This window comes from Formosa sp. S-31, from assembly GCF_051172795.1.
GTDB lineage: Bacteria > Bacteroidota > Bacteroidia > Flavobacteriales > Flavobacteriaceae > Formosa.
This window is the reverse complement of sequence record NZ_JAENDK010000004.1, coordinates 148,469-171,071: the sequence shown is the minus strand read 5'-3', so window position 1 is coordinate 171,071 and position 22,603 is coordinate 148,469. Positions and strand designations below refer to the sequence as shown.

18 protein-coding genes are annotated in these 22,603 nt (G+C 36.7%); 12 read left to right on the top strand and 6 right to left on the bottom strand.

Going from position 1 to position 22,603, the window contains the following annotated elements; all coding sequences use genetic code 11:
- The first annotated feature begins 1 nt into the window (after position 1).
- Complete coding sequence (locus tag I3217_RS06480) at positions 2-628, top strand: polysaccharide deacetylase family protein (RefSeq protein ID WP_435048939.1); 627 nt, start codon at positions 2-4, stop codon at positions 626-628.
- A gap of 1 nt (position 629) precedes the next feature.
- Here the strand turns inward: I3217_RS06480 and I3217_RS06475 are convergent, their stop codons facing one another.
- On the bottom strand, positions 630-959 hold the full coding sequence (locus tag I3217_RS06475; protein WP_435049139.1) for a thioredoxin family protein: 330 nt from the start codon (positions 957-959) through the stop codon (positions 630-632).
- 105 nt (positions 960-1,064) lie between these two features.
- Positions 1,065-2,300, bottom strand: coding sequence for a metallophosphoesterase (locus I3217_RS06470; protein WP_435048938.1), 1,236 nt, complete (start codon positions 2,298-2,300; stop codon positions 1,065-1,067).
- Between the two features lie 150 nt (positions 2,301-2,450).
- Between I3217_RS06470 and I3217_RS06465 the strand changes: the two genes are divergently transcribed.
- Positions 2,451-4,760, top strand: a complete 2,310-nt coding sequence (locus tag I3217_RS06465) for a GH92 family glycosyl hydrolase (RefSeq protein ID WP_435048937.1) — start codon at positions 2,451-2,453, stop codon at positions 4,758-4,760.
- Here the strand turns inward: I3217_RS06465 and I3217_RS06460 are convergent, their stop codons facing one another.
- Both I3217_RS06460 and I3217_RS06455 read right to left on the bottom strand, forming a co-directional pair.
- Complete coding sequence (locus I3217_RS06460; protein WP_435048936.1) at positions 4,761-6,161, bottom strand: aldehyde dehydrogenase family protein; 1,401 nt, start codon at positions 6,159-6,161, stop codon at positions 4,761-4,763.
- 1 nt (position 6,162) lies between these two features.
- Complete coding sequence (locus I3217_RS06455) at positions 6,163-6,738, bottom strand: TetR/AcrR family transcriptional regulator (RefSeq protein WP_435048935.1); 576 nt, start codon at positions 6,736-6,738, stop codon at positions 6,163-6,165.
- 225 nt (positions 6,739-6,963) lie between these two features.
- Here I3217_RS06455 and polA point away from each other — a divergent pair, with 225 nt between their 5' ends.
- Positions 6,964-9,798, top strand: coding sequence for a DNA polymerase I (gene polA, locus I3217_RS06450; RefSeq protein ID WP_435048934.1), 2,835 nt, complete (start codon positions 6,964-6,966; stop codon positions 9,796-9,798).
- 42 nt (positions 9,799-9,840) lie between these two features.
- Here polA and I3217_RS06445 read toward each other — a convergent pair whose 3' ends face one another.
- Both I3217_RS06445 and I3217_RS06440 read right to left on the bottom strand, forming a co-directional pair.
- The gene (locus I3217_RS06445) at positions 9,841-11,793 is read right to left on the bottom strand and encodes a YgiQ family radical SAM protein (RefSeq protein WP_435048933.1); all 1,953 of its coding nucleotides are present in this window, start codon (positions 11,791-11,793) and stop codon (positions 9,841-9,843) included.
- 196 nt (positions 11,794-11,989) lie between these two features.
- On the bottom strand, positions 11,990-12,322 hold the full coding sequence (locus tag I3217_RS06440) for a DUF2853 family protein (protein WP_435048932.1): 333 nt from the start codon (positions 12,320-12,322) through the stop codon (positions 11,990-11,992).
- A 567-nt stretch (positions 12,323-12,889) separates the two neighbouring features.
- Between I3217_RS06440 and rplM the strand changes: the two genes are divergently transcribed.
- From rplM to asnS, 9 genes are all read left to right on the top strand, one after another.
- Positions 12,890-13,345, top strand: a complete 456-nt coding sequence (gene rplM, locus I3217_RS06435) for a 50S ribosomal protein L13 (RefSeq protein WP_435048931.1) — start codon at positions 12,890-12,892, stop codon at positions 13,343-13,345.
- Positions 13,345-13,731 (top strand): 30S ribosomal protein S9, encoded by a 387-nt coding sequence (rpsI, locus tag I3217_RS06430; RefSeq protein ID WP_435048930.1) that lies wholly within the window; start codon positions 13,345-13,347, stop codon positions 13,729-13,731. Before rplM ends, rpsI begins: the two co-directional genes overlap by 1 nt.
- A 141-nt stretch (positions 13,732-13,872) precedes the next feature.
- Positions 13,873-14,637 carry a 30S ribosomal protein S2 gene (gene rpsB, locus I3217_RS06425; protein ID WP_435048929.1) on the top strand — a complete coding sequence of 255 codons (765 nt, stop codon included), beginning with the start codon at positions 13,873-13,875 and terminating at the stop codon, positions 14,635-14,637.
- Positions 14,638-14,737: 100 nt separating this feature from the next.
- The gene (gene tsf, locus I3217_RS06420; RefSeq protein WP_435048928.1) at positions 14,738-15,703 is read left to right on the top strand and encodes a translation elongation factor Ts; all 966 of its coding nucleotides are present in this window, start codon (positions 14,738-14,740) and stop codon (positions 15,701-15,703) included.
- Positions 15,704-15,873: 170 nt separating this feature from the next.
- The gene (gene pyrH, locus I3217_RS06415; protein WP_435048927.1) at positions 15,874-16,581 is read left to right on the top strand and encodes a UMP kinase; all 708 of its coding nucleotides are present in this window, start codon (positions 15,874-15,876) and stop codon (positions 16,579-16,581) included.
- Positions 16,582-16,625: 44 nt separating this feature from the next.
- A complete protein-coding gene (gene frr, locus I3217_RS06410) occupies positions 16,626-17,183 on the top strand; it encodes a ribosome recycling factor (RefSeq protein ID WP_435048926.1) in 558 nt (185 codons plus the stop codon).
- A 102-nt stretch (positions 17,184-17,285) separates the two neighbouring features.
- Positions 17,286-18,575, top strand: coding sequence for a DUF5686 family protein (locus I3217_RS06405; protein ID WP_435048925.1), 1,290 nt, complete (start codon positions 17,286-17,288; stop codon positions 18,573-18,575).
- Positions 18,576-18,634: 59 nt separating this feature from the next.
- On the top strand, positions 18,635-21,049 hold the full coding sequence (locus I3217_RS06400) for an efflux RND transporter permease subunit (RefSeq protein WP_435048924.1): 2,415 nt from the start codon (positions 18,635-18,637) through the stop codon (positions 21,047-21,049).
- A gap of 50 nt (positions 21,050-21,099) precedes the next feature.
- Positions 21,100-22,533, top strand: coding sequence for an asparagine--tRNA ligase (gene asnS / locus I3217_RS06395; protein WP_435048923.1), 1,434 nt, complete (start codon positions 21,100-21,102; stop codon positions 22,531-22,533).
- Positions 22,534-22,603 lie beyond the last annotated feature (70 nt).

The following is a 22,603-nucleotide window of genomic DNA, read 5'->3' as shown; positions in this document are numbered from 1 at the left end:
TATGATGTTAATTCCAGTTAAACTACCAAAATTTATAAAAGGCATATTTCCAAATTACATTTGGGATATGCCTTTATCGCATAATAAAACATTATATTTAACTTTCGACGATGGTCCAAACCCGGAAATCACCCCCTGGGTTTTAAAAACCCTTGATACCTATAAAGCCAAAGCCACTTTTTTTTGCATAGGAGATAATGTTAGAAAGTATTCGGAAATATTAACTCAGGTACAGGCTCAAGGCCATGCCATAGGCAATCACACCTACAATCATTTAAAAGGTTGGAAAACCGAAACTGAAACCTACATCAAAAATGTAGAACTAGCTGCTTCGATACTCCCTTCTAAACTATTCAGACCTCCTTATGGCAAAATAAAAACCAGTCAGGCTAACATCTTAAAAAAACAAGGTTACAGTATAATAATGTGGAGTATTATCGCTTATGACTGGGAAAAGCATTTAAACGGAGAAGAATGCTTGAATAATGTAATAAAAAACGCTAAAGACGGAGATATTATCGTGTTTCACGACAGCTATAAAGCAGCCAAAAACATGCAATATGCACTACCCAGAGTTTTAGAGCACTTTAGTAAACTGGGCTTTCAGTTTAAAGCTATCTCGCTTTAAATCAAATATACTTTTGCACTATTCCAATAAGAGTATTAGCATCCTGTTCGCCACTCTGGCGCCATTTCATTTCGCCGTCCTTATAAATAATTAAAGTAGGCAGACCTTTTACGCGAAGTGCCTCGGCAAGCTCTTTATTTTTATCTACGTCAATTTTAATAACTTTAGCTTTATCGCCAAGCGCTGCGGCAACATCTCTCAAAACCGGATGCATGGCACTGGATTGCTCGTTCCATTCGGTGAAGAAATTTAATAACACCGGAATATTAACATCTATTAATTCCCCAAATTTTGACATATCTTCTGTTTTCTGAGTGCATTTTGCTTCAATAAACCTGCCTTATCCGATTAAAGATTTATCGCAATTCAGGCTTAAACTCATGTTACGTATTATAAAAGTACATAATTCTATAATAAAAATAACATTATAAGAAAATTATGACAATTCAGCGTTCTTTTTAAGCTCTATAACGGTAATTTCAGGCCAGATACCAACGCGTCCCGGATATCCAAGATACCCAAATCCACGATTTACATTAATATACTGCCCTTTTTCTTTATAAATCCCAGCCCAGTATTTATACCTCCATTTTATTGGACTCCACTTAACCCAACCGGGAATTTCTATACCAAACTGCATTCCATGAGTATGTCCGCTTAAGGTTAAATGATAATGGTAATCATCATCTATCACTTGGTCTTCCCAATGCGACGGATCATGGCTCATTAAAATTTTAAAATCATCTGCGTGAACCTGAGAAACAGCCTGCTTTAAATCGCCTGCTTTTTTAAAATGACCTCTCCCCCAGTTTTCTACCCCAACAAGAGCAATACGCGATCCGTTTTTCTCCAGATATCGACTTTCATTTAAAAGTAAATCGAAACCTATTTCCTTTTGTAGCGCTTTTAAATCGTTTAAATTCTGAGCTTTTTCGTCCTCGGAATTCCACTCTACATAATCGCCGTAATCATGATTCCCTAACACCGAGAACTTCCCATCTTTAGCCTTAAGTTTAGTAAAAGTAGATTTCCAAGGTAACATTTCAGTAGCCACGTTATTCACCATATCACCGGTAAACAAAATAGCATCGGATTCCTGCTCGTTAATAAGGTCTATCGCATAGTTTATTTTATCTCTATCATCGAAACTTCCACTATGAATATCACTAATCTGAGTAATTTTATACCCATCAAAAGCATCTGGCAAATCATCAAAACTCAAAGTGTATTTTAAAACTCTGAAGTTATACCTCCCCTGCACCATTCCGTAAATTAATCCGCTAAATGGAATCGCCGCCAACGCCAATGCCACTTTACTTACAAAGCTCCTACGGGATGGCATATGTTCTGCCGTATCTTTTTCTTTAGTGAAATAGCTATAAACAGCTTGAGGAATTCTGAATATATCTTCGGAGAACAAAATAAAAAGCAAAACGAGCTTAGGAACCATTAAGGCTATCAACATCCCAAAGGCATAACTTTTAGCATGAGTAAGCACCTTCATGTTACTTGGATTAAATGCTAACTGATAAACAAAATTACCAAGTACCAATATACTTGCAGCCCAGAATAACCAGTATAACCAAGTCTTTTTCGTCACCGATTTAACCGACTGAAAAGCATACCAATCCAGTAAAATATAAATAATAAAAAATATAATCCAGCGTAACATAGAATAGAATTAACAGGTAAAATTAATAATTACCTTCGCAATCTGTCTTATTATTGTGTTAAAGCTTACATTGCAATTCTTTTACTACGTTACAATTATGTAATTTTAACTCATTGTTTTAATAACTAATCTCCAACAAACCGCATTGCAATGCAAAAACACGTATTTGCCTTTTTCTGTATTTTATCACTTATTACCTCATCATCTTCTCAAACAAAACAGATTACAAGCTCAGCACAACTTACAAGCTATGTCAACCCTTTTATAGGCACCAGTAAAATGGGTCACACATTTCCGGGAGCCACAGCACCGTTTGGCATGGTGCAGCTTAGTCCGCAAACCAATTTTCAACCCTTGTTTAAAGATGAAACATACAACGCTGCTACTTACGAGTACTGTGCAGGCTACCAACATAAAGACACTACCATTATAGGTTTTTCGCATACCAATTTTAGCGGTACTGGCCACTCAGACCTGGGAGACTTTCTTATTATGCCTACTACAGGCGCATTGGTTTTAAATCCGCTACCGGATAAGGAAAACAACACCGGTTTCTATTCTTCATTTTCTCATGATAAGGAAACTGCAACACCTGGATATTACAAAGTACAATTAGACAGCCACAACATTACAGCAGAACTTACTGCCAGCGAACGTGTTGGTTTTCATCAATACACCTTCCCAAAAACAAATAACGCGCACATAATCCTGGATCTGGTTTACAATATTTACAATTACGATGGCAAAAACGTGTGGACGTCCATTCGCGTTGAAAACGACTCCACTATTACTGGCTACAGACAAACGAATGGCTGGGCAAGAGACCGAAAAGTATTTTTCGCTATGAAATTCTCGAAACCCTTTAAAAGTTACGGGCATAAAAAATACGACCAGATAAAATATAATGGCTTTTACCGAAAGTTTAACGAATTTGAAAACTTTCCTGAAATGGCCGGACATAATTTAAGAGCCTTTTTTAATTTCGACACGGAAGACTCAGAAAAAATCCAGATTAAGTTTGCACTTTCCTCTGTGAGTACTGCAGGGGCCTTACGGAATATGGAAACTGAAATTCCGCATTGGGATTTCGACAAGACTAAAAAGCACACCGAAACCAAATGGGAAAAAGAACTCTCTAAAATTACAGTTGAAACCATTACCGAAGCCGATAAAACCACATTTTACACAGCCCTTTACCATACCATGTTAAGCCCGATTCTTTACGAAGACACAGACGGACAATATCGTGGATTAGACCAAAACATACACAGTTCAGACGGGTTCACGAATTACACTATATTTTCACTTTGGGACACCTACCGGGCACTTCACCCCTTATTCAATCTTATTCAACCGGAACGTAATAACGACATGATTAAATCGATGTTATCCCATCACGACCAAAGCGTTCACAACATGCTTCCTATATGGAGTCATTATGCCAATGAAAACTGGTGTATGATAGGGTACCACGCCACTTCGGTAATTGCAGACGCCATGGCAAAACAGGTTGGTGATTTCAATAAAGAAGAAGCATTAACAGCTGCTACCAATACAGCTAATGTAGATTACTTTGATGGCATAGGCCATTACAAACAGTATAACTATATCCCTGAAGACCAAAGTGGTTCTTCGGTTTCTAAAACTTTAGAATACGCCTATAACGACTGGTGTATTGCGCAAATGGCGGCACAGCTTCAAGACGAAAACACAAAAAACACGTATTTAAACCGCTCTACTGCATATAAAAATGTATTCGACAGCACTACGGGATTTATGCGACCAAAACTTTCCAACGGTTCCTTTAAAAAAGAATTCGATCCACTGGACACACACGGACAAGGATTTATAGAAGGCAATGCATGGAACTACAGTCTGTATGTACCACACAATATTGAAGATATGATTCGCTTACGTGGCAGCAAGGCTGAATTTTCCAAACATTTAGACTCTTTGTTCACCATGACACTGGATGATAAATACATTGAAAAAAACGAAGATATTACCCGAGACGGCATTATTGGTAATTATGTTCACGGTAACGAACCTTCGCATCATGTTCCTTACTTATACAACTGGACAGACAAACCGTATAAAACACAGGAACGTGTTAGACATATTCTATCTACTATGTACGGTCCAACAGTCGAAGGCCTTTGCGGCAATGATGATGCCGGACAAATGAGTGCCTGGTATATTTTTAGCAGTCTGGGCTTTTATCCCGTATTACCAGGATCCCCAGATTATGCTTTGGGCAGCCCCTTAGTAAAAGCTGCTGAAATTCATTTTGAGAATGGTAATACTTTAAAAATCATAGCTAAGAGACAGAGTAAAAATCACATTTACGTATCTAAAGTTAAATTTAACGGCAAGACAATATCCGACTTTACCTTAAATCATAACGATATTGTACAAGGCGGTGAATTAATTTTTGAAATGAGTAAAACACCTAAAAATTAGTTAAAACCATTTCAAAGTTAAATCAACCAGTTTTTGTTTTAAATCGGTATACGGCGGGAATAACAATTCTATACTCCCTCTTGTAAATTGTTTTAATACCGATTTTCTATTGGAAAACTCCTGAAAACCAAACAAACCATGAGCTTTTCCTATACCGCTATTATTCACTCCGCCAAACGGCAGGTTATGATTACTGTATTGTAATACATTGGTATTAACACACATGCTTCCTGCCCTTGTATTGGCCGAAATATATTTAATCTGGGATTTATTTTTACTGTAAATATATAAAGCCAGAGGGCGTGGTTTACTGTTTATATAGGATACAACTTCAGATATTTCCTTAAATACTTTTAATGGCAACACAGGCCCGAATATTTCCTCCTGAAGCAAGGTCGCCTCTTCCGGCAAATTAGAAATTACTGTGGGTGAAATATAGTTTTCATCAGCATTAAAGTGACCACCAAGTTCTACTGTTCCCTGCAAATCTTTAGCATTCTGAATATGCTTCTGTAGTCTCCCTGTATGTTTCGCATTAACAATTCGCCCATACGAAGCTGATGTTTCGGCATTAGCACCGTAAAACTCAGAAACAACTAATTTCATTTCTTTAATAAAATCAGCTTTTATTGCTTCATGAACAAAAACATAATCTGGCGACACACATATTTGTCCGCTATTTACAAATTTCCCCCAGGCAATTCGTTTGGCTGCCTCTTTTAGATCAGCCGACTTATCAACTATAGTTGGCGATTTCCCTCCCAACTCCAGAGTCACCGAAGTAAGATGCTTCGCAGCAGCCTGCATGACCAGTTTACCAATTTGTGGTGAGCCGGTAAAAAAGATATGATTAAAAGGCAATTGCAATAAAGCAGTAGTTTCTGCTACCGCTCCCTGCACTACTTTTACTTCATTCGGTTTAAATATAGACGTAATAATATCCTCCATAACACGAGCAATATGCGGCGTTAATTCCGAAGGTTTTAAAATTACTGTATTACCTGCTGCCAAAGCCGAAACCAATGGCCCAAAAGTTAAATTCAGTGGAAAATTCCAGGGCGAAATAATTAAACACACACCTTTAGGTTCGTACACATAATACGACGAACTCCCGACAAGAACCAATGGTGATTTTACTTTCTGCGGTTTTAACCAGCCTTTTAAACGCTGCTTTACAAATTTAATCTCGCTAATAACGGGATAGATTTCTGTTAAATCGGTTTCTAAATGCGGCTTTTTAAAATCTTTATATAACGCTTCCCGAATCTGCTGTTTATACCCATGTTCTAAAGCCTGTTTTAATTTTTCGAGTTTTTCTATGCGCTCCCGAAAAGTACTATTACCTAAGGCATACTGATTCTCCTTTTGACTATCGAACAGCTCCTGATATTGATTATTCATACTATAATTGCTTTGGTGAACCACTAAATCCTTCTAATCCACTAGCGAAAAGTTCTGCTAAAAAATGTGCCATCTTTTCTTTAGACGTATCGAAATACCCCAGATGCAAACAAATAAACAGTTCCGATGCCGAAGAAATAGCAACCAGACTAAACATTTTATAAAACTCAGGATCTGAGAATGAAATATGATGAAATTTCTTAATCTCTTCCTTTAGGTTATTCACCACATTTATTATACTGTTACTACTGTAGGAAAGCGTTCTAATCTTATTTTGATTGTGCATATGAAACAGCACCATATCTTCTGTACTTACCAGATCGAAATACGCTTTAAACGACACGTATAAAAACTGATACACATCGGTTACGCCCTGTTGCGCTTCTTTAATCTTTAAATCAATTTCTGCATTCAACCCCTCTAAAATTTCACAAAACACTTCCATAGACGTTTTAAAATAATTGTAAAACGTACCACGGCCTATTTCACTGGCTTCCACTATATCACTAATAGACGTATTCTCTAAACCTTTTTCCGAAAACAGTTTTAAAGACGAATACAAAATACGTTCTCGCATTTCCATCTTTTTTTTATCACGCCAGTTCACAAGCTCCATAAGTCTGAATATAATTAAGTAACTGCTGCTAAAAATACACATTAAAGCCTAAACCGCTTAAAATTGATGAAACATTTGATTTAAACACTACAGAAAACAGAAATCAAAACACCATAAGACACCACCTTTTTAATTCCCATTAACAATCATTTTTCGTAGTTTTGACATTCCTTCAAACTAAAAAACATGTCAGAAAAAAAACGTCTATTTCTTGTTGATGCCTATGCACTCATTTTTCGCGGATATTATGCCTTTATAAAAAATCCGAGAATCAATTCTAAAGGACTAGACACCTCGGCCATTTTAGGTTTTACCAATTCATTATTAGATGTTATTAAACGCGAACGTCCAGACCATTTAGCAGTATGCTTTGATAAAGGCGGAAGCGCAGAACGCACAGAAATGTTTGAAGCTTATAAAGCCAATCGCGACGAAACTCCGGAAGCTATTAAAATTGCCGTTCCTTACATTTGCGAGATTTTAAAAGCCATGCATATTCCAATTATAGAAAAAGCTGGTTTTGAAGCTGATGATATTATAGGCACACTTTCTGTACAAGCTGAAAAAGCAGGCTACCAAACGTTTATGGTTACACCAGATAAAGATTTTGCACAATTAGTAACCGAAAACGTATTTATGTACCGTCCTAAATCGTTTGGAGGCGGTTATGAAACCTGGGGACTAGACGAAGTAAAAGCAAAATTTGAAGTAGAACGTCCAGAACAGGTAATTGACTTTTTAGGTATGATGGGAGATTCGGCCGATAATATTCCCGGACTTCCAGGCGTGGGTGAAAAAACAGCCAAAAAATTCATAAAAGAATTTGGAAGTATGGAAGGTCTTTTAGAAAACACCGATCAGCTAAAAGGTAAAATGAAAGAAAAAGTTGAAGCCAACAAAGAGCTTGGCTTATTATCTAAAAAACTGGCGCGTATCATGCTGGATGTTCCGGTTGAATTTCACGAAGAAGATTTTGAAATGTCGCAACCAGACACCGAAGCTGTAAAAACCATTTTTCAGGAGCTGGAATTCAGACGTCTTATAGACAATTTCATAAAAACCTTTACCGCTGAATCTGCAGAGAAAATAGAACCTGCCGCCACGACAACTTCTAAACCAACATCTACTGCAGGTGCGGGTCAATTCTCGTTATTTGGCGGAGGGGATGAGAACAATTCAAGCGATAGCACTACCAGTTCCAACGAGCGAAAAACGGCAGAAAACACCAGTCACTTTTATCAAAGCGTTACGACACCTTTGGCAACCAAACTGTTCATTAATAACTTAATGAAACAATCTAGCGTATGTTTCGATACCGAAACAACAGGCCTGAACCCGATTACTGCAGAATTAGTTGGGATTGCCTTTTCCTGGGAGACCGGCAAAGGATTCTATCTGCCATTTCCTGAAGATAAAACAGAAGCTCAGACCTTAATAGAGCATTTGCGTCCGTTTTTCGAATCTGAGGAAATTCAAAAAATCGGTCAGAATTTAAAATACGACATTAAGGTATTAAGCAAATACAATATTACAGTTAGAGGCAAATTGTTCGATACTATGTTAGCGCATTACCTTATTAACCCGGATATGCGTCACAATATGGATGTGCTGGCCGAAACCTATTTAAACTACACCCCAATTTCCATAGAAACTTTAATAGGCAAAAAAGGAAAAAATCAGCTTTCCATGCGTCAGGTTCCGGTAGACAAACAAACGGAATATGCTGTAGAAGATGCTGATATTACCCTGCAGCTTAAAGAGCATTTTGAAAACGAACTGGGACAGGCCAACACCCAACAATTATTTGACGATATTGAAATTCCACTACTACGAGTTCTGGGAGATATGGAACTGGAAGGTATAAATCTGGATATTCCGTTTTTAAACGAACTCGCAGAAGCTTTAAATAACGATATTGCATTACTTCAGGATAAAATATTCAGTCTTGCCGGAGAAGAATTCAACATTGCATCTCCAAAGCAACTGGGAGATATATTATTTGACAAGCTTAAACTGGTTGACAAACCTAAGAAAACCAAAACGGGGCAGTACGCTACTTCCGAAGACATCCTGTCTTACCTTGCAAAAGACCATGACATTATTCAGCATATTCTGGACTATCGCGGTCTTACAAAACTAAAAAGCACCTATGTAGACGCTTTACCGCTACAGGTAGAACCTTCTACAGGTCGTGTGCATACAGACTACATGCAAACTGTTGCTGCAACCGGACGCTTAAGTAGCAATAACCCGAACCTTCAAAATATACCAATCAGAACGGAGCGCGGACGTCAGGTTAGGAAAGCCTTTATCCCAAGAAACGAGGATTACACGCTACTGGCTGCCGATTATTCTCAGATAGAACTTCGCATTATCGCTGCACTAAGCAAGGAAGAAACCATGATTGATGCTTTTAAACATGGAGAAGATATTCATGCCTCTACTGCGGCAAAAGTCTTTAACGTACCAATTGAAGAGGTAACTCGGGAACAACGTAGTAATGCCAAAACGGTTAATTTTGGAATCGTTTACGGGGTGTCGGCATTTGGTTTAAGTAATCAAACCGACTTATCGCGTACTGAAGCCAAAGAGCTTATAGACACTTATTACAAGACTTATCCAAAACTAAGAAATTATATCAGTGAACAAGTAGACTATGCACGAGATCACGGCTATGTACAAACCGTTTTAGGTCGTCGCAGATACTTAAAGGATATCAACTCCAGAAATGCAGTAGTACGCGGTGCTGCAGAACGAAATGCTGTTAATGCTCCAATTCAAGGTAGTGCTGCTGATATTATCAAACTAGCCATGATTAATATTCACAAAAAACTAACCGAAGGCAAGTTTAAAACCAAAATGCTTTTACAGGTACACGATGAATTAGTATTCGATGTTTACAAACCAGAACTGGAAACCATTAAAGACATTATAAAAACCGAAATGGAAAATGCTTACGTGCTGGATGTCCCGCTTGTAGTGGAAATAGACACCGGACACAACTGGCTGGAGGCCCATTAAAACATAAAAAAGCGATTCATTATTTTGAATCGCTTTTTTTATTTATCGTTTTTTACTCTTATTCTTAGATTTAAACTTCGCTTTATTTTTACGCTGATTAAATGGTACGGCATCGTTAAACGTATGCTTTGGTTTGCCCGGTTTATTTTTACGCCAGGAATCATTTTCCGGAAGCAGTACTTTTAATAAATCCTGTCTGCCTAACTTATTTAAAGTATTTTTTATCCAGGCTTTATTTTCATCCTTATACCAAAAGAAGAAACGATGTTGTTCGTCCTTTTCTTTTCTGGTTTTTGGCGTTCTCACTTTCTTCAAAGTATAAGGGTGATAGCCACTGTAATAAATTACCGTAGCCACCGTCATAGGTGTTGGCGTAAATCCCTGAACCTGCTCCAACTGAAAGCCCATATCTTTGGTCTCAGCAGCCAGATTTGCCATGTCTTCAGCTTCACACGCCGGGTGGTTTGAAATAAAATACGGAATCAGTTGTAACTTTAGTTTGTTCTTTGCATTTATCTTATCGAAACGTTCTTTAAACTTGTGAAAGTAACTAAAAGACGGTTTACGCATCAATTTCAATACCGGATCACTGGTGTGCTCAGGCGCAACTTTTAATCGGCCAGAAACATGCTTGGTCATTACCTCTTCGGTGTAAGCATCAAGTTCCTTTGGATCGGCATTCTTATTGAATTCCGGCACCAGCATATCATGACGAATTCCACTACCTATAAACGACTTCTTTACTTTAGGATGACTATCTACCGCCTGATATAATTCGGTTAACGGCTTGTGTGACGTATCCAGATTACTACAAATTACCGGTGAGATACATGAAGGCGCCACACACTTATCGCATATAGACTGTATTTTACCCTTCATTTTGTACATATTCGCACTAGGTCCACCAATATCAGACAAGTATCCTTTAAAGTCAGGCATATTAGCCACAGTATCGACTTCTTTTAAAATAGATTCCTGACTACGAGACGCTATAAACTTACCCTGATGTGCCGAAATGGTACAGAAACTGCAACCTCCAAAACATCCGCGGTGGATGTTAATCGAGAACTTTATCATTTCGAAAGCAGGAATTGGTCCGCGCTTATTGTATTTGGGGTGTGGCAATCGGGTATATGGCAAATCGAAAGAGGCATCAATTTCCTCTTCTGTCATAGTAGGATACGGCGGATTAATCATTAAAGTTTTAGTTCCAACCTTCTGAAAAATACGTCTTGCAGCCAGTTTATTACTCTCCTGCTCTATGACTTTAAAGTTAGATGCATAGGCTTTTTTATCCTTCAGACAAGTTTCATGCGAAGCAATTTCTACATCTTCCCAATTACTGTTTTTAGGAATAGTATCGTTAGCATGTACAAAAACCGCGGTCTGACTTATGGTATTTAAACTACTAAAAGGCACGCCTTTTAATAACAAACGCACGATTTCACGAAGTGGCTGTTCCCCCATTCCATACACCAGCATATCGGCTTTAGAAGACTCTAAAATGGAAGGCATTAATTTATCGCTCCAGTAATCGTAATGCGTTACACGACGTAAAGACGCTTCAATACCACCTATTAAAACCGGAACATCCGGCCATTTCTCTTTTAATATATTAGAATATACAGTTGTGGCATAATCTGGGCGAAAACCTATATCGCCATTTGGTGTATACGCATCCTTATCCCGGCGCTTTTTATTCGCGTTGTAGTTACTAATCATAGGATCCATACAACCTCCGGTAACCCCGAAAAACAATCGAGGTTTTCCTAACTTAACGAAATCCTGAAGATTATCATTAACATTAGGTTGTGGCACTATAGCGACTTTTAAACCATAGCTTTCTAAAGTACGTCCAATTACGGCTGTACCAAATGTTGGATGATCTACATAAGCATCGCCGCTAAACAGGATAACATCGAGTTCTTCCCATCCGCGTATCTTCACCTCTTTATTCGTGGTAGGCAACCAATCTGAAAGTTGTAATTCTTGCATAATGCTGCAAAATTAATCAAATTTCAACTCTCACCCTTTATTTATTAAAGCTTTATGATTTTTTTAGACTGAACCCGTTGTTCACATAAAAACAAATAAATCAAATATTTAGATCTAACAAAAAAGCTTCGACCATAAAAAAAGCTACCAAATAATATTGATAGCTTCTTAAATATTTACTATTTATTATATCTGATTAATTTAAAGCTTCGGCAACCAGATAATAAAACGCCGGCCTGCTTTTCATTTTAAAATCAGACATTTTAGTTACTACAGCATTAATAGCTGCCATAGCCTTATCTTTATCTGTTATACCCAACTTTTTCTCTACAAAATTACGACGAACGGTTTCCAGTTCAGACTCATCAGAACCTGCCACTAAAAGGGCATCCTGATTTTCAATCATAGTTTTTAAACTATTTACATAAGCATCCAGCTTATCATGGTCTATACTACTCACGCCACATTCGGTTAATTGCTTTACGGCAGTATCTTTAAGTTGAGCTAATTTAGATTCTTGATCACTCATTGTTCTAAAATTTAAAAAATTATTAATTAATTCGAATTGAACCTTGAAGGTAAAGCTTTTCTTATTCACCCTCAATGGCTTTAACGGAAATTTAATATTAGAAAGAAGATGATTCCGGAAACATTCCAGCCTTATTAAATACTATTATAATTGTAAATTGAAATGTTTTCGATTTGGGTTTAGCGTATTACTATCTTTCGCGATTAACGAAATTGAAATCCACTGGTTTCGCTATTAATGCTGACATCTTCGACTAGTTGAACACAGACATCCAACCAACACTAATTCTGGCAATTTATTGTTGGTCTGTAAGTTCCATTCCTAAATCAGAAATTAAAAAGTTCCATTTAATAAGAGTCTTCAAATTTTCAATCCCCGATTCGGGAATTTAAGTCCCAAAATTTCGTCCTGTGAATTCAAAAAAAAGCACTCTAATTAAATTAAAAATTAATCAACTGACTTTCAGGAAATAAAATTTACGTCATACTATTTGGTAATCAAATAGATTATCGTAAATTTGCAAACTCTTTTTAAGAGAGGAATGTTTAATTTGAAAATTTAAAAAGTGTGGATACATTAAGCTACAAAACGATTTCAGCCAATAAAGCTACTGCAAAAAAAGAGTGGGTTTTAGTTGATGCTGAAGGTCAAAGTTTAGGTCGTTTAGCTTCTAAAGTTGCAAAACTTTTAAGAGGAAAACACAAACCTAATTTCACACCACACGTTGATTGCGGTGATAACGTAATTGTTATTAATGCTGAGAAAATCAACTTAACAGGAAACAAGTGGAACGATAAAACTTACATTCGTCACACAGGTTACCCAGGTGGTCAAAGAAGTTTAACTGCTACAGAAATGTTCGCTAAAGATCCGGCGAGAATTGTAGAGAAATCAGTAAAAGGAATGTTACCTAAAAACAAATTAGGTGCAGATTTATTCCGTAATTTAAACGTTGTTGTTGGTTCGGCTCATACTCATGACGCTCAAAAGCCAAAAGCAATTAACTTAAACGAATTCAACTAATGGAAGTAATTCACAAAATTGGCCGTAGAAAAACGGCTGTTGCTCGTGTTTATGTTGCTCAAGGGCAAGGAAACATAACAATTAACAAAAAAGACATAGCGGATTATTTTACTACTGCTACATTACAGTATAAAGTAAACCAACCTATAGCTATGACTAACAATGATGGCAACTTTGATATTACCGTAAATGTATATGGAGGTGGTATTACTGGTCAGGCAGAAGCTATCCGTTTAGCAATATCTCGTGCTTTATGCGAGTTAGATGCAGAAAACAGAGGCATCTTAAAACCAGAAGGTTTATTAACAAGAGACCCAAGAATGGTAGAGCGTAAGAAATTCGGTCAGAAGAAAGCGCGTAAGAAATTCCAGTTCTCTAAACGTTAATATTGTAAAAAATTTAATCCAGTTTTTGTTGTCCAAGATTTATTTTAAATCTGGATTTAGTTTAGCATCTAAATGGTTAAGGCCATTCGTTTCGAAGCCACTTAATCATTGCTAATTCAACAGAACGTAAACTATCACAAAATGGCAAAAGTAGAAGTAAAAGAATTACTTGAAGCAGGTGTACACTTTGGACACTTGACACGTAAGTGGGATCCAAACATGGCCCCTTATGTATATATGGAGCGTAATGGTATCCATATTATCAACTTATATAAAACTGCAGCTAAAATAGATGAAGCCGGTGAAGCATTAAGCAAAATTGCTGCTTCTGGACGTAAAATCCTTTTCGTTGCAACAAAAAAACAAGCTAAAGACATCGTAGCAGAAAAAGCTGGGGCAATTAACATGCCTTACATTACTGAAAGATGGCCTGGTGGAATGTTAACAAACTTCGTAACTATTAGAAAAGCGGTTAAGAAAATGGCTTCTATCGATAGAATGAAGAAAGACGGAACATTCAACACTTTATCTAAAAAAGAGCGTTTACAAGTAGATCGTTTAAGAGCTAAGTTAGAGAAAAACTTAGGTTCTATCAGCGACATGACACGTTTACCAGGAGCTTTATTTGTAGTAGATATTAAGCGTGAGCACATCGCGATTAAAGAAGCACAAAAATTAAACATTCCTATCTTTGCAATGGTAGATACGAACTCTGACCCACGTCAGGTAGATTACGTAATCCCTGCAAACGACGATGCTTCTAAATCTATCGATAAAGTATTATCTCATGTAACTGGAGCTATTGCTGGTGGATTAGCTGAGCGTAAAGCTGATAAAGATTCAGCTAAAGCTGAGAAAACTTCTCCTTCTAAGAAAAAAGCAACTGCTACAGAAGAAGAGGAATAAACTACATATAATCATTACATAACATAAATAAGTCGTTTAGTTCTTTTCTTTGTAGAAAATTAATTGAACGACTTTTTTTAACTCATATTACATAGAAATTATGGTAAAAGTAACAGCCGCAGAGGTAAACAAACTAAGACAAGCTACTGGTGCAGGTATGATGGACTGTAAAAAAGCATTGGTAGAAGCTGAAGGAGATTTCGATAAAGCAATCGACGTATTACGTAAAAAAGGTCAAAAAGTAGCAGCTAACAGAGCAGACAGAGATTCTAGTGAAGGTGCTGCAGTTGCTAAAGTAAATGCAGATAACACTGTAGGTGTATCTATTGTTTTAGGTTGTGAAACTGACTTCGTAGGTAAAAACGAAAACTTCGTTGCCTTAGCTAACAAATTAGCTGATTTAGCAATGACTGTGAATTCTAAAGAAGAATTATTAGCTGCTGACTTCGATGGTATCACTGTTGAAGAAAAATTAGTTGAACAAACTGGTGTTATTGGTGAAAAATTAGAGATTAAAGAATATTCTAAATTAGAAGCTGCTTATGTTGGTTCTTACGTTCACATTAACAAAATTGCTGCTTTAGTAGGATTATCTTCTGCAGTTGAAAACGCTGACGTATTAGCTAAAGATTTAGCAATGCAAGTTGCTTCTATGGGTGCTACTACTCTATCTTACAAAGATTTCGATCCTGCTTATGTAGCTGCAGAAACTGAAGCTCGTATTGCAGTAATCGAAAAAGATAACGAAGAATTAGCACGTTTAGGAAAAACATTAAAGAATGTACCTAAATACATCTCTATGGCACAATTAACTCCAGAAGTTATGGCTCAGGCTGAAGAAGATGCTAAAGCTGAATTAAAAGCTGAAGGTAAACCAGAACAAATCTGGGATAAAATTATTCCTGGTAAAATGGATCGTTTTGTATCAGACAACACGACTTTAGACCAAGAACAATGTTTATTAGATCAAAAATTCATCAAGGACGAAAAAGTTACTGTTGCTAAATACGTTGAGTCTTTCGACGGTGTTACTGTAACAGGATTTACTCGTGTTGCCTTAGGATAAGAATACTATACTGATTTTTTTCAGTACAACATATAAAAGCCATTATTTCTACATTGAAATAATGGCTTTTTTCATGCTCAAAACTCACACATAACAGTAAATTCAGGGTACATTTATCACATCCTATTTTAAAAAATTATGTAGTTTTGCAAAACTTCTATAAATAAACTATGAAATTTAAACGCATCCTTTTAAAATTATCAGGCGAAGCTTTAATGGGCGAACGTCAATACGGAATAGACCCAGTAAGACTGGCCGAATACGCCAAAGACATTAAAGCCATAACCGATTTAGGTGTAGAAGTTGCCATTGTAATTGGAGGTGGTAACATATTTAGAGGTGTTGCCGGGGCCAGTAACGGTATGGACCGTGTACAAGGCGACCATATGGGTATGTTGGCGACAGTAATTAATGGTTTGGCCTTGCAAAGTGCATTAGAAGATGCCGATATCCCTACCCGATTACAAACAGCTATTAAAATAAACGAAGTGGCAGAGCCTTTCATTCGCAGAAAAGCCATGCGCCATCTAGAAAAAGGCCGAGTAGTAATCTTTGGTGGTGGTACAGGAAACCCTTATTTTACAACCGATTCTGCTGCCGTATTACGCGCGATAGAAATTGAAGCCGATGTTATTCTGAAAGGTACCCGAGTAGATGGTATTTATAATGCCGATCCGGAAAAAGACAGTAACGCTGTAAAATTCGACCATATTACTTTTGAAGAAGTTCTTAAAAAAGGATTAAAGGTTATGGACACCACAGCATTTACTTTAAGTCAGGAAAACAATCTGCCAATTATTGTATTCGATATGAATAAAAAAGGAAATCTGCTTAAAGTCATTTCCGGAGAAAACATTGGTACAGAAGTAAACCTTTAATTTAATTTGATTTTTTACATTTACAACGTCTAAAGTATAACACCATGAATGAAGATATTCAATTTATAATAGATTCTACAAAAGAAGCCATGGAGGCTGCTATTAAGCATTTAGAAAAACAATTGGTAAACATTAGAGCAGGTAAAGCCAGTCCTGCAATGCTAGGTAGTGTTTTGGTAGACTATTACGGTTCTCAAACTCCTTTAAGCCAGGTAGCGAATGTAAATACACCGGATGGTAGAACCATAACCGTTCAACCATGGGAAAAAAATATGCTTCAGGAAATTGAAAAAGGAATTATGATTGCCAACCTGGGCTTTAACCCTATGAATAATGGTGATACAATTATAATTAACGTTCCACCATTAACCGAAGAACGCAGACGCGACTTGGCAAAACAAGCTAAAGCTGAAGCTGAAGACGGTAAAATAGGAATAAGAAACGCCAGAAAAGATGCTAACAACGACATTAAAAAGTTAGATGACGCTTCTGAAGATGTTAAGAAAAATGCCGAGGTAGACGTTCAAACCTTAACCGATAAATACGTTAAAAAGATTGATGAAATCCTTGCCGTAAAGGAAAAGGAAATCATGACAGTATAATTTGAAAGCGACTTTTAAGTCGCTTTTTTTTATAGCAAAAACAGCAGCTTAATTTCTAAAAAGAATACACTACCTTTGCTGCCTGAAATTTACCCGTTATAAATGTTTAAATACTGTCTCGGATTTTTACTTCTGTTTTCCATATACTCCAGTCGGGCACAGATTATTGTTTCCGAAATAAAACAAGCTAAAGACAGTGTTAAAATAGCTGAACGAAAACAAAAAAAAGCTGAATTAATTCATAATGTGGGGAATGGATACATTCCCTTAAAATATTTTAATCTCGATTTAAGATATCTTTTTAAATTCAACCAATACGAAGGAATTCGAACTGGTCTTGGCGGCACTACCAGCAACAAACTTTCAGAAAAATTCCGAATTAATGCCTATACCGTTTACGGTTTTAAAGACGGCCGATATAAATATAGTTTTGGAGGCGGTCTCCGTTTAGACCCCACACATAACACCTGGATTAATGCATCGTATACCGACGATTTACAGGAAACAGCAAGTACCCGATTTTTAACAGATAAACGAATTTTTCAATTCTTCGAACCTCGTTTATTAAATATCAGTTTGTTTTATCGCCATATTACCAAAGCGATTTCTTTGCAACACGACTTTTATCCTAACCTGTCTTCCGAAACCCAGTTTTCAGTAAGTAACATAGACCCGAAATTTAATTACATTTTTGCGGTTAATGACAACACCTATACTGCCTACGAATTAACTATTGCCAAGATTGCACTCCACTGGAGCCCTTTCGACATTTATAAATCTACAACGTCCGGTTATAAAAAAACACAAAACAGCTACCCAAAATTTACACTACAATATACACAAGGTATAAACAGAGCATTTAAAGGTGATTTTAATTTTCAGAAACTGGATTTTAAAGGCGCTTACCACTGGGTTCACAACAAAGATTCACATACTGAATTTAATCTTGCAACAGGTATTGCTTTTGGAGATGCGCCACTTACACATCTGTATCACGCTTATCCTAATAATATCAATAAAGCCACTATTATGCAGCGTTTTTCGGTGGCGGGATTAAACAGTTTCGAGACTATGTTTTTCAATGAGTTCTTCTCAGACGTATTTTCGGTAATACAGGCCAAACATTATTTTCCGCCATTTTACACTTCCACCTATTCCAAGCCACAAATTGTGCTTATTTCAAGATTTGCTTATGGCGATATGCAGCATAAAGAGCGACACCAGGGTATTAACTTTAACACCCTGGACAAAGGTTACCTGGAATCTGGTTTCGAACTGAACAAATTAGTCTTTGGTTTTGGCTTGAGTGCAACATACAGATACGGCGCTTATCATTTACCTAAACTGGAAGATAATATTGCCTTAAAATTCACTTTTAACGTTACATTATAAGGCTTTAGGTTTAAGTAATACGCAGCTTTTTTCTACATTTGCGGTTCTTTAACAAACTTATGCTTAAACTATTTACAACAGGGTTCTGGGAACGCATTGCCCGACTTATTTTACGTAATAAAATTGCTATTTTAATTGCTATTGTGATAGCAACTGTTTTTTTAAGTACGCAATGGAAATACATGCGCTTCACCTATACCGAAGCTAACCTATTACCGGACGACCATGAGGTAAACCAGACGTACAATGATTTTTTACGTGTTTTTGGTGAAGAAGGAAATCTTGTGGTAATAGGCATTAAAGACAGTACTATTTTTAGTGTCGATAAATTAAACGCTTGGAACAAACTTTCGCAATCCTTTAAAGACAATGAAGCTGTAGAAGCCGTAGTCGATTTAAAGGATCTTCAGAAATTAGTTAAAAACGACAGCCTTCAGCAATTTACTTTAGAACCGTTTATTAAAGATTCTTTATCCTCAACACAACAGGTTAAAACTTTAGAAGACGAACTATTTAATAAATATCCGTTTTACGATAACTTTTTGTTTAATACAGAAACAAAAACCATAAGAACGGCTATTTACCTGAAAAAAGACATTGTAAATACACCTGCCCGAAAAGATTTTGTAACAGATGTCCTAATTCCAAAAGTAGATGCTTTTGAAAAGGACACCCAAATGAATGTACATATTTCGGGTATGCCATATGTTAGAACATTAAACGCACAGAATATAGTAGACGAAATCGGATTATTTGTAGGAGCTGCTTTACTGGTTACCTCTGTGATTTTCTTTTTCTTTTTCCGATCGTTCAGAGCAACCTTTATTTCACTAATAGTGGTTTCCATTGGGGTTATGTGGACACTAGGTATACTTGGACTTTTAAAGTACGAAATAACCGTTTTAACAGCCTTAATTCCTCCGTTAATTATCGTTATAGGAATTCCAAACTGTATATTTTTAATTAATAAATATCAGCAGGAAGTTAAATCGCATGGAAATAAAGTAAAGTCTTTACAACGCGTTATTACCAAAGTAGGAAACGCGACGTTAATGACGAATGTAACTACCGCTTCTGGTTTTGCGACCTTTATTTTAACCGAAAGTACACTGTTAAAAGAATTTGGTGTTGTAGCCTCTTTAAGCATACTCGCCATTTTTATACTGTGCTTGTTAATCATACCTATACTTTACACCTTTTTACCATTCCCAAAAGATCGCCATCTAGAACATTTAAATAAGCGCTGGATAAGTGCTTTTGTTGGTTGGATGGAACGTATGGTAAGAGATCATCGCATTGCTATTTTCATTACATCTGTTATTTTACTCGCTGCAAGTATTATTGGTATTTATCAGATAAAAATTTCGGGAAGCTTACTGGAAGACATGCCTCAAAAAGCACCGTTTTTTAAAGACATCGAGTTTTTCGAAACCGAATTTGATGGTATTATGCCATTGGAAATTATGGTGGATACCAAACGTAAAAAAGGGGTAATGAAACTGAGTACTCTTAAACGTATGGATGAACTGGAAGACCTTATTCGTGATATTCCGGAACTCTCAAGACCTATTTCGGTAGTCAGTCTGGTAAAATATTCCAAGCAGGCGTATTATAACGGTAATCCAAAATATTACCAATTACCAACCTCTCAGGAAAACAGTTTCATTTTATCTTACGCTAAAAACTCGTCTTCTAATACCGATTTGCTTCAGAGTTTTGTTGATAGTACCGGACAATATGCCCGTATTACAACCTTTATGAAAGATATAGGTACGGATAAAATGCAGGAGATTGAAGACGATTTACAGACCAAAATCGATAAAGTGTTTCCAGAAGACCGATATACTGTTACTATGACAGGAAAAGCGCTGGTATTTCAGAAAGGAACAACTTATCTCGTAAAAAATCTGGCAATTTCCTTAACCTTAGCCATCCTTTTAATTTCATTATTTATGGCTTACATGTTCAGGTCGTTTAAGATGATTTTAATTTCTCTTATCCCTAACCTGCTCCCACTTCTAGTAACGGCCGGACTTATGGGATACTTAGGTGTACCTATTAAACCGTCGACCATTTTAGTATTTAGTATTGCTTTTGGTATTTCGGTAGATGACACGATTCATTTCCTTGCCAAATACCGACAAGAGTTACAAGCCCATAACTGGAAAATAAAACGCTCTGTTTACGGTGCGTTAAGAGAAACCGGAGTAAGTATGTTTTATACTTCTACAGTATTATTCTTTGGTTTTTCGGTATTTATCATCTCCAGTTTTGGAGGCACTGTTGCCTTGGGAGCATTAGTTTCGGTAACGCTTTTATTTGCCATGCTTTCCAATTTATTATTATTGCCTTCGTTATTACTGTCGCTGGAGCGTAATATTGCTAATAAAGCGGTTTTAAAAGAACCGGCTATAAATATTATTCCGGAGGAAGATGACGAAGAACAGGAAGACGAAAACAACACAATCAATTAAAATAAACCGTGCATAAACAATTATATTTGCAGAGTTAAACTTATTAGAAAATGAAACCAAGTACTATTTCAGAATTATTATCTAAAGACATAACACTACATGAGGTAGAAGTAAAAGGTTGGGTAAGAACCTTTAGAGCAAACCGTTTTATTGCTCTAAACGATGGTTCTTCATTACAAAATATCCAGTGCGTTGTCGATTTTGAAAATACAGACGAAAATACATTAAAGCGCATCACCACTGGTGCAGCTGTTCACATAAAAGGCGAATTAACCGAAAGTCAGGGTAAAGGTCAGAGTGTAGAAATTCAAGTGAGTTCTATTACTATTCTAGGAGATTCAGATCCTGAGACCTACCCTATTCAGCCAAAAAAACACTCGTTTGAGTTTTTACGCGAGCAGGCGCATTTAAGAACCAGAACAAACACGTTTAGTGCTGTTATGCGTTTAAGATCGGCCTTATCGTTTGCCATCCATCAATATTTCAACACTAATGGCTTTCATTATGTACACACACCTATTATTACAGGAAGTGATGCAGAAGGTGCAGGAGAAATGTTTCGCGTAACGAATTTAGATGCTAAAAACCCGCCTTTAACAGAAAATGGAGAGGTAGATTATACGAAAGATTTCTTTGGAAAAGAAACCAATCTTACCGTATCCGGGCAGTTAGAAGCAGAAACCTATGCCATGTCTTTAGGTAAGGTTTATACTTTTGGACCTACATTTAGAGCCGAAAATTCTAATACATCTAGACACTTATCTGAATTCTGGATGATAGAACCGGAAGTGGCTTTTATGGACCTTGCAGGCAACATGGATCTTGCAGAAGACTTTATGAAGTATGTTATTAATTACGTACTTACCAATAACCACGACGACCTTGTATTCTTAGATCAGCGTTTACAGGACGAAGACAAGAAAAAACCTCAGGCTGAGCGTAACGAAATGACACTTTTAGAAAAACTGCGTTTTGTTGTAGATAATAACTTTAAACGTGTTAGTTATACCGAAGCTATCGATATTTTAAGAAACTCCAAGCCGAACAAGAAAAAGAAATTCAACTATCTTATTGAAGAGTGGGGCGCCGATTTACAAAGTGAACACGAGCGTTTCCTTGTTGAAAAACATTTTAAATGTCCGGTAATTCTGTTCGATTACCCAGCCAACATTAAAGCCTTTTATATGCGCTTAAATGAAGACGGAAAAACCGTACGTGCTATGGACATCCTATTCCCTGGAATTGGAGAAATAGTTGGTGGTGCACAACGTGAAGAACGTTTGGATGTACTAAAACAAAAAATGGCCGTTTTAGGTATAGATGAAGAAGAGCTTTGGTGGTATCTGGATTTAAGAAAATATGGTACAGCCGTACATTCTGGCTTTGGTCTTGGTTTTGAGAGACTGGTAATGTTTACTACAGGAATGACTAATATTAGAGACGTGATTCCGTTCCCGAGAACACCGCAGAACGCCGAATTTTAATCTCTTAAAATACTCACAAAAACAATCTATATGCTTCTAGTATATAGATTGTTTTTTTTATTTTTATGAT

Bases quoted from the DNA above. Each gene is read 5' to 3' on its own strand.
- I3217_RS06445 (WP_435048933.1), bottom strand. From the start codon at position 11,793: ATGCAAGAATTACAACTTTCAGATTGGTTGCCTACCACGAATAAAGAG.
- I3217_RS06440 (WP_435048932.1), bottom strand. From the start codon at position 12,322: ATGAGTGATCAAGAATCTAAATTAGCTCAACTTAAAGATACTGCCGTA.
- I3217_RS06460 (WP_435048936.1), bottom strand. From the start codon at position 6,161: ATGAATAATCAATATCAGGAGCTGTTCGATAGTCAAAAGGAGAATCAG.
- polA (WP_435048934.1), top strand. From the start codon at position 6,964: ATGTCAGAAAAAAAACGTCTATTTCTTGTTGATGCCTATGCACTCATT.
- I3217_RS06455 (WP_435048935.1), bottom strand. From the start codon at position 6,738: ATGCGAGAACGTATTTTGTATTCGTCTTTAAAACTGTTTTCGGAAAAA.
- I3217_RS06480 (WP_435048939.1), top strand. From the start codon at position 2: ATGATGTTAATTCCAGTTAAACTACCAAAATTTATAAAAGGCATATTT.
- I3217_RS06400 (WP_435048924.1), top strand. From the start codon at position 18,635: ATGCTTAAACTATTTACAACAGGGTTCTGGGAACGCATTGCCCGACTT.
- I3217_RS06405 (WP_435048925.1), top strand. From the start codon at position 17,286: ATGTTTAAATACTGTCTCGGATTTTTACTTCTGTTTTCCATATACTCC.
- rpsI (WP_435048930.1), top strand. From the start codon at position 13,345: ATGGAAGTAATTCACAAAATTGGCCGTAGAAAAACGGCTGTTGCTCGT.
- tsf (WP_435048928.1), top strand. From the start codon at position 14,738: ATGGTAAAAGTAACAGCCGCAGAGGTAAACAAACTAAGACAAGCTACT.
- pyrH (WP_435048927.1), top strand. From the start codon at position 15,874: ATGAAATTTAAACGCATCCTTTTAAAATTATCAGGCGAAGCTTTAATG.
- I3217_RS06465 (WP_435048937.1), top strand. From the start codon at position 2,451: ATGCAAAAACACGTATTTGCCTTTTTCTGTATTTTATCACTTATTACC.
- asnS (WP_435048923.1), top strand. From the start codon at position 21,100: ATGAAACCAAGTACTATTTCAGAATTATTATCTAAAGACATAACACTA.
- rpsB (WP_435048929.1), top strand. From the start codon at position 13,873: ATGGCAAAAGTAGAAGTAAAAGAATTACTTGAAGCAGGTGTACACTTT.
- frr (WP_435048926.1), top strand. From the start codon at position 16,626: ATGAATGAAGATATTCAATTTATAATAGATTCTACAAAAGAAGCCATG.
- I3217_RS06470 (WP_435048938.1), bottom strand. From the start codon at position 2,300: ATGTTACGCTGGATTATATTTTTTATTATTTATATTTTACTGGATTGG.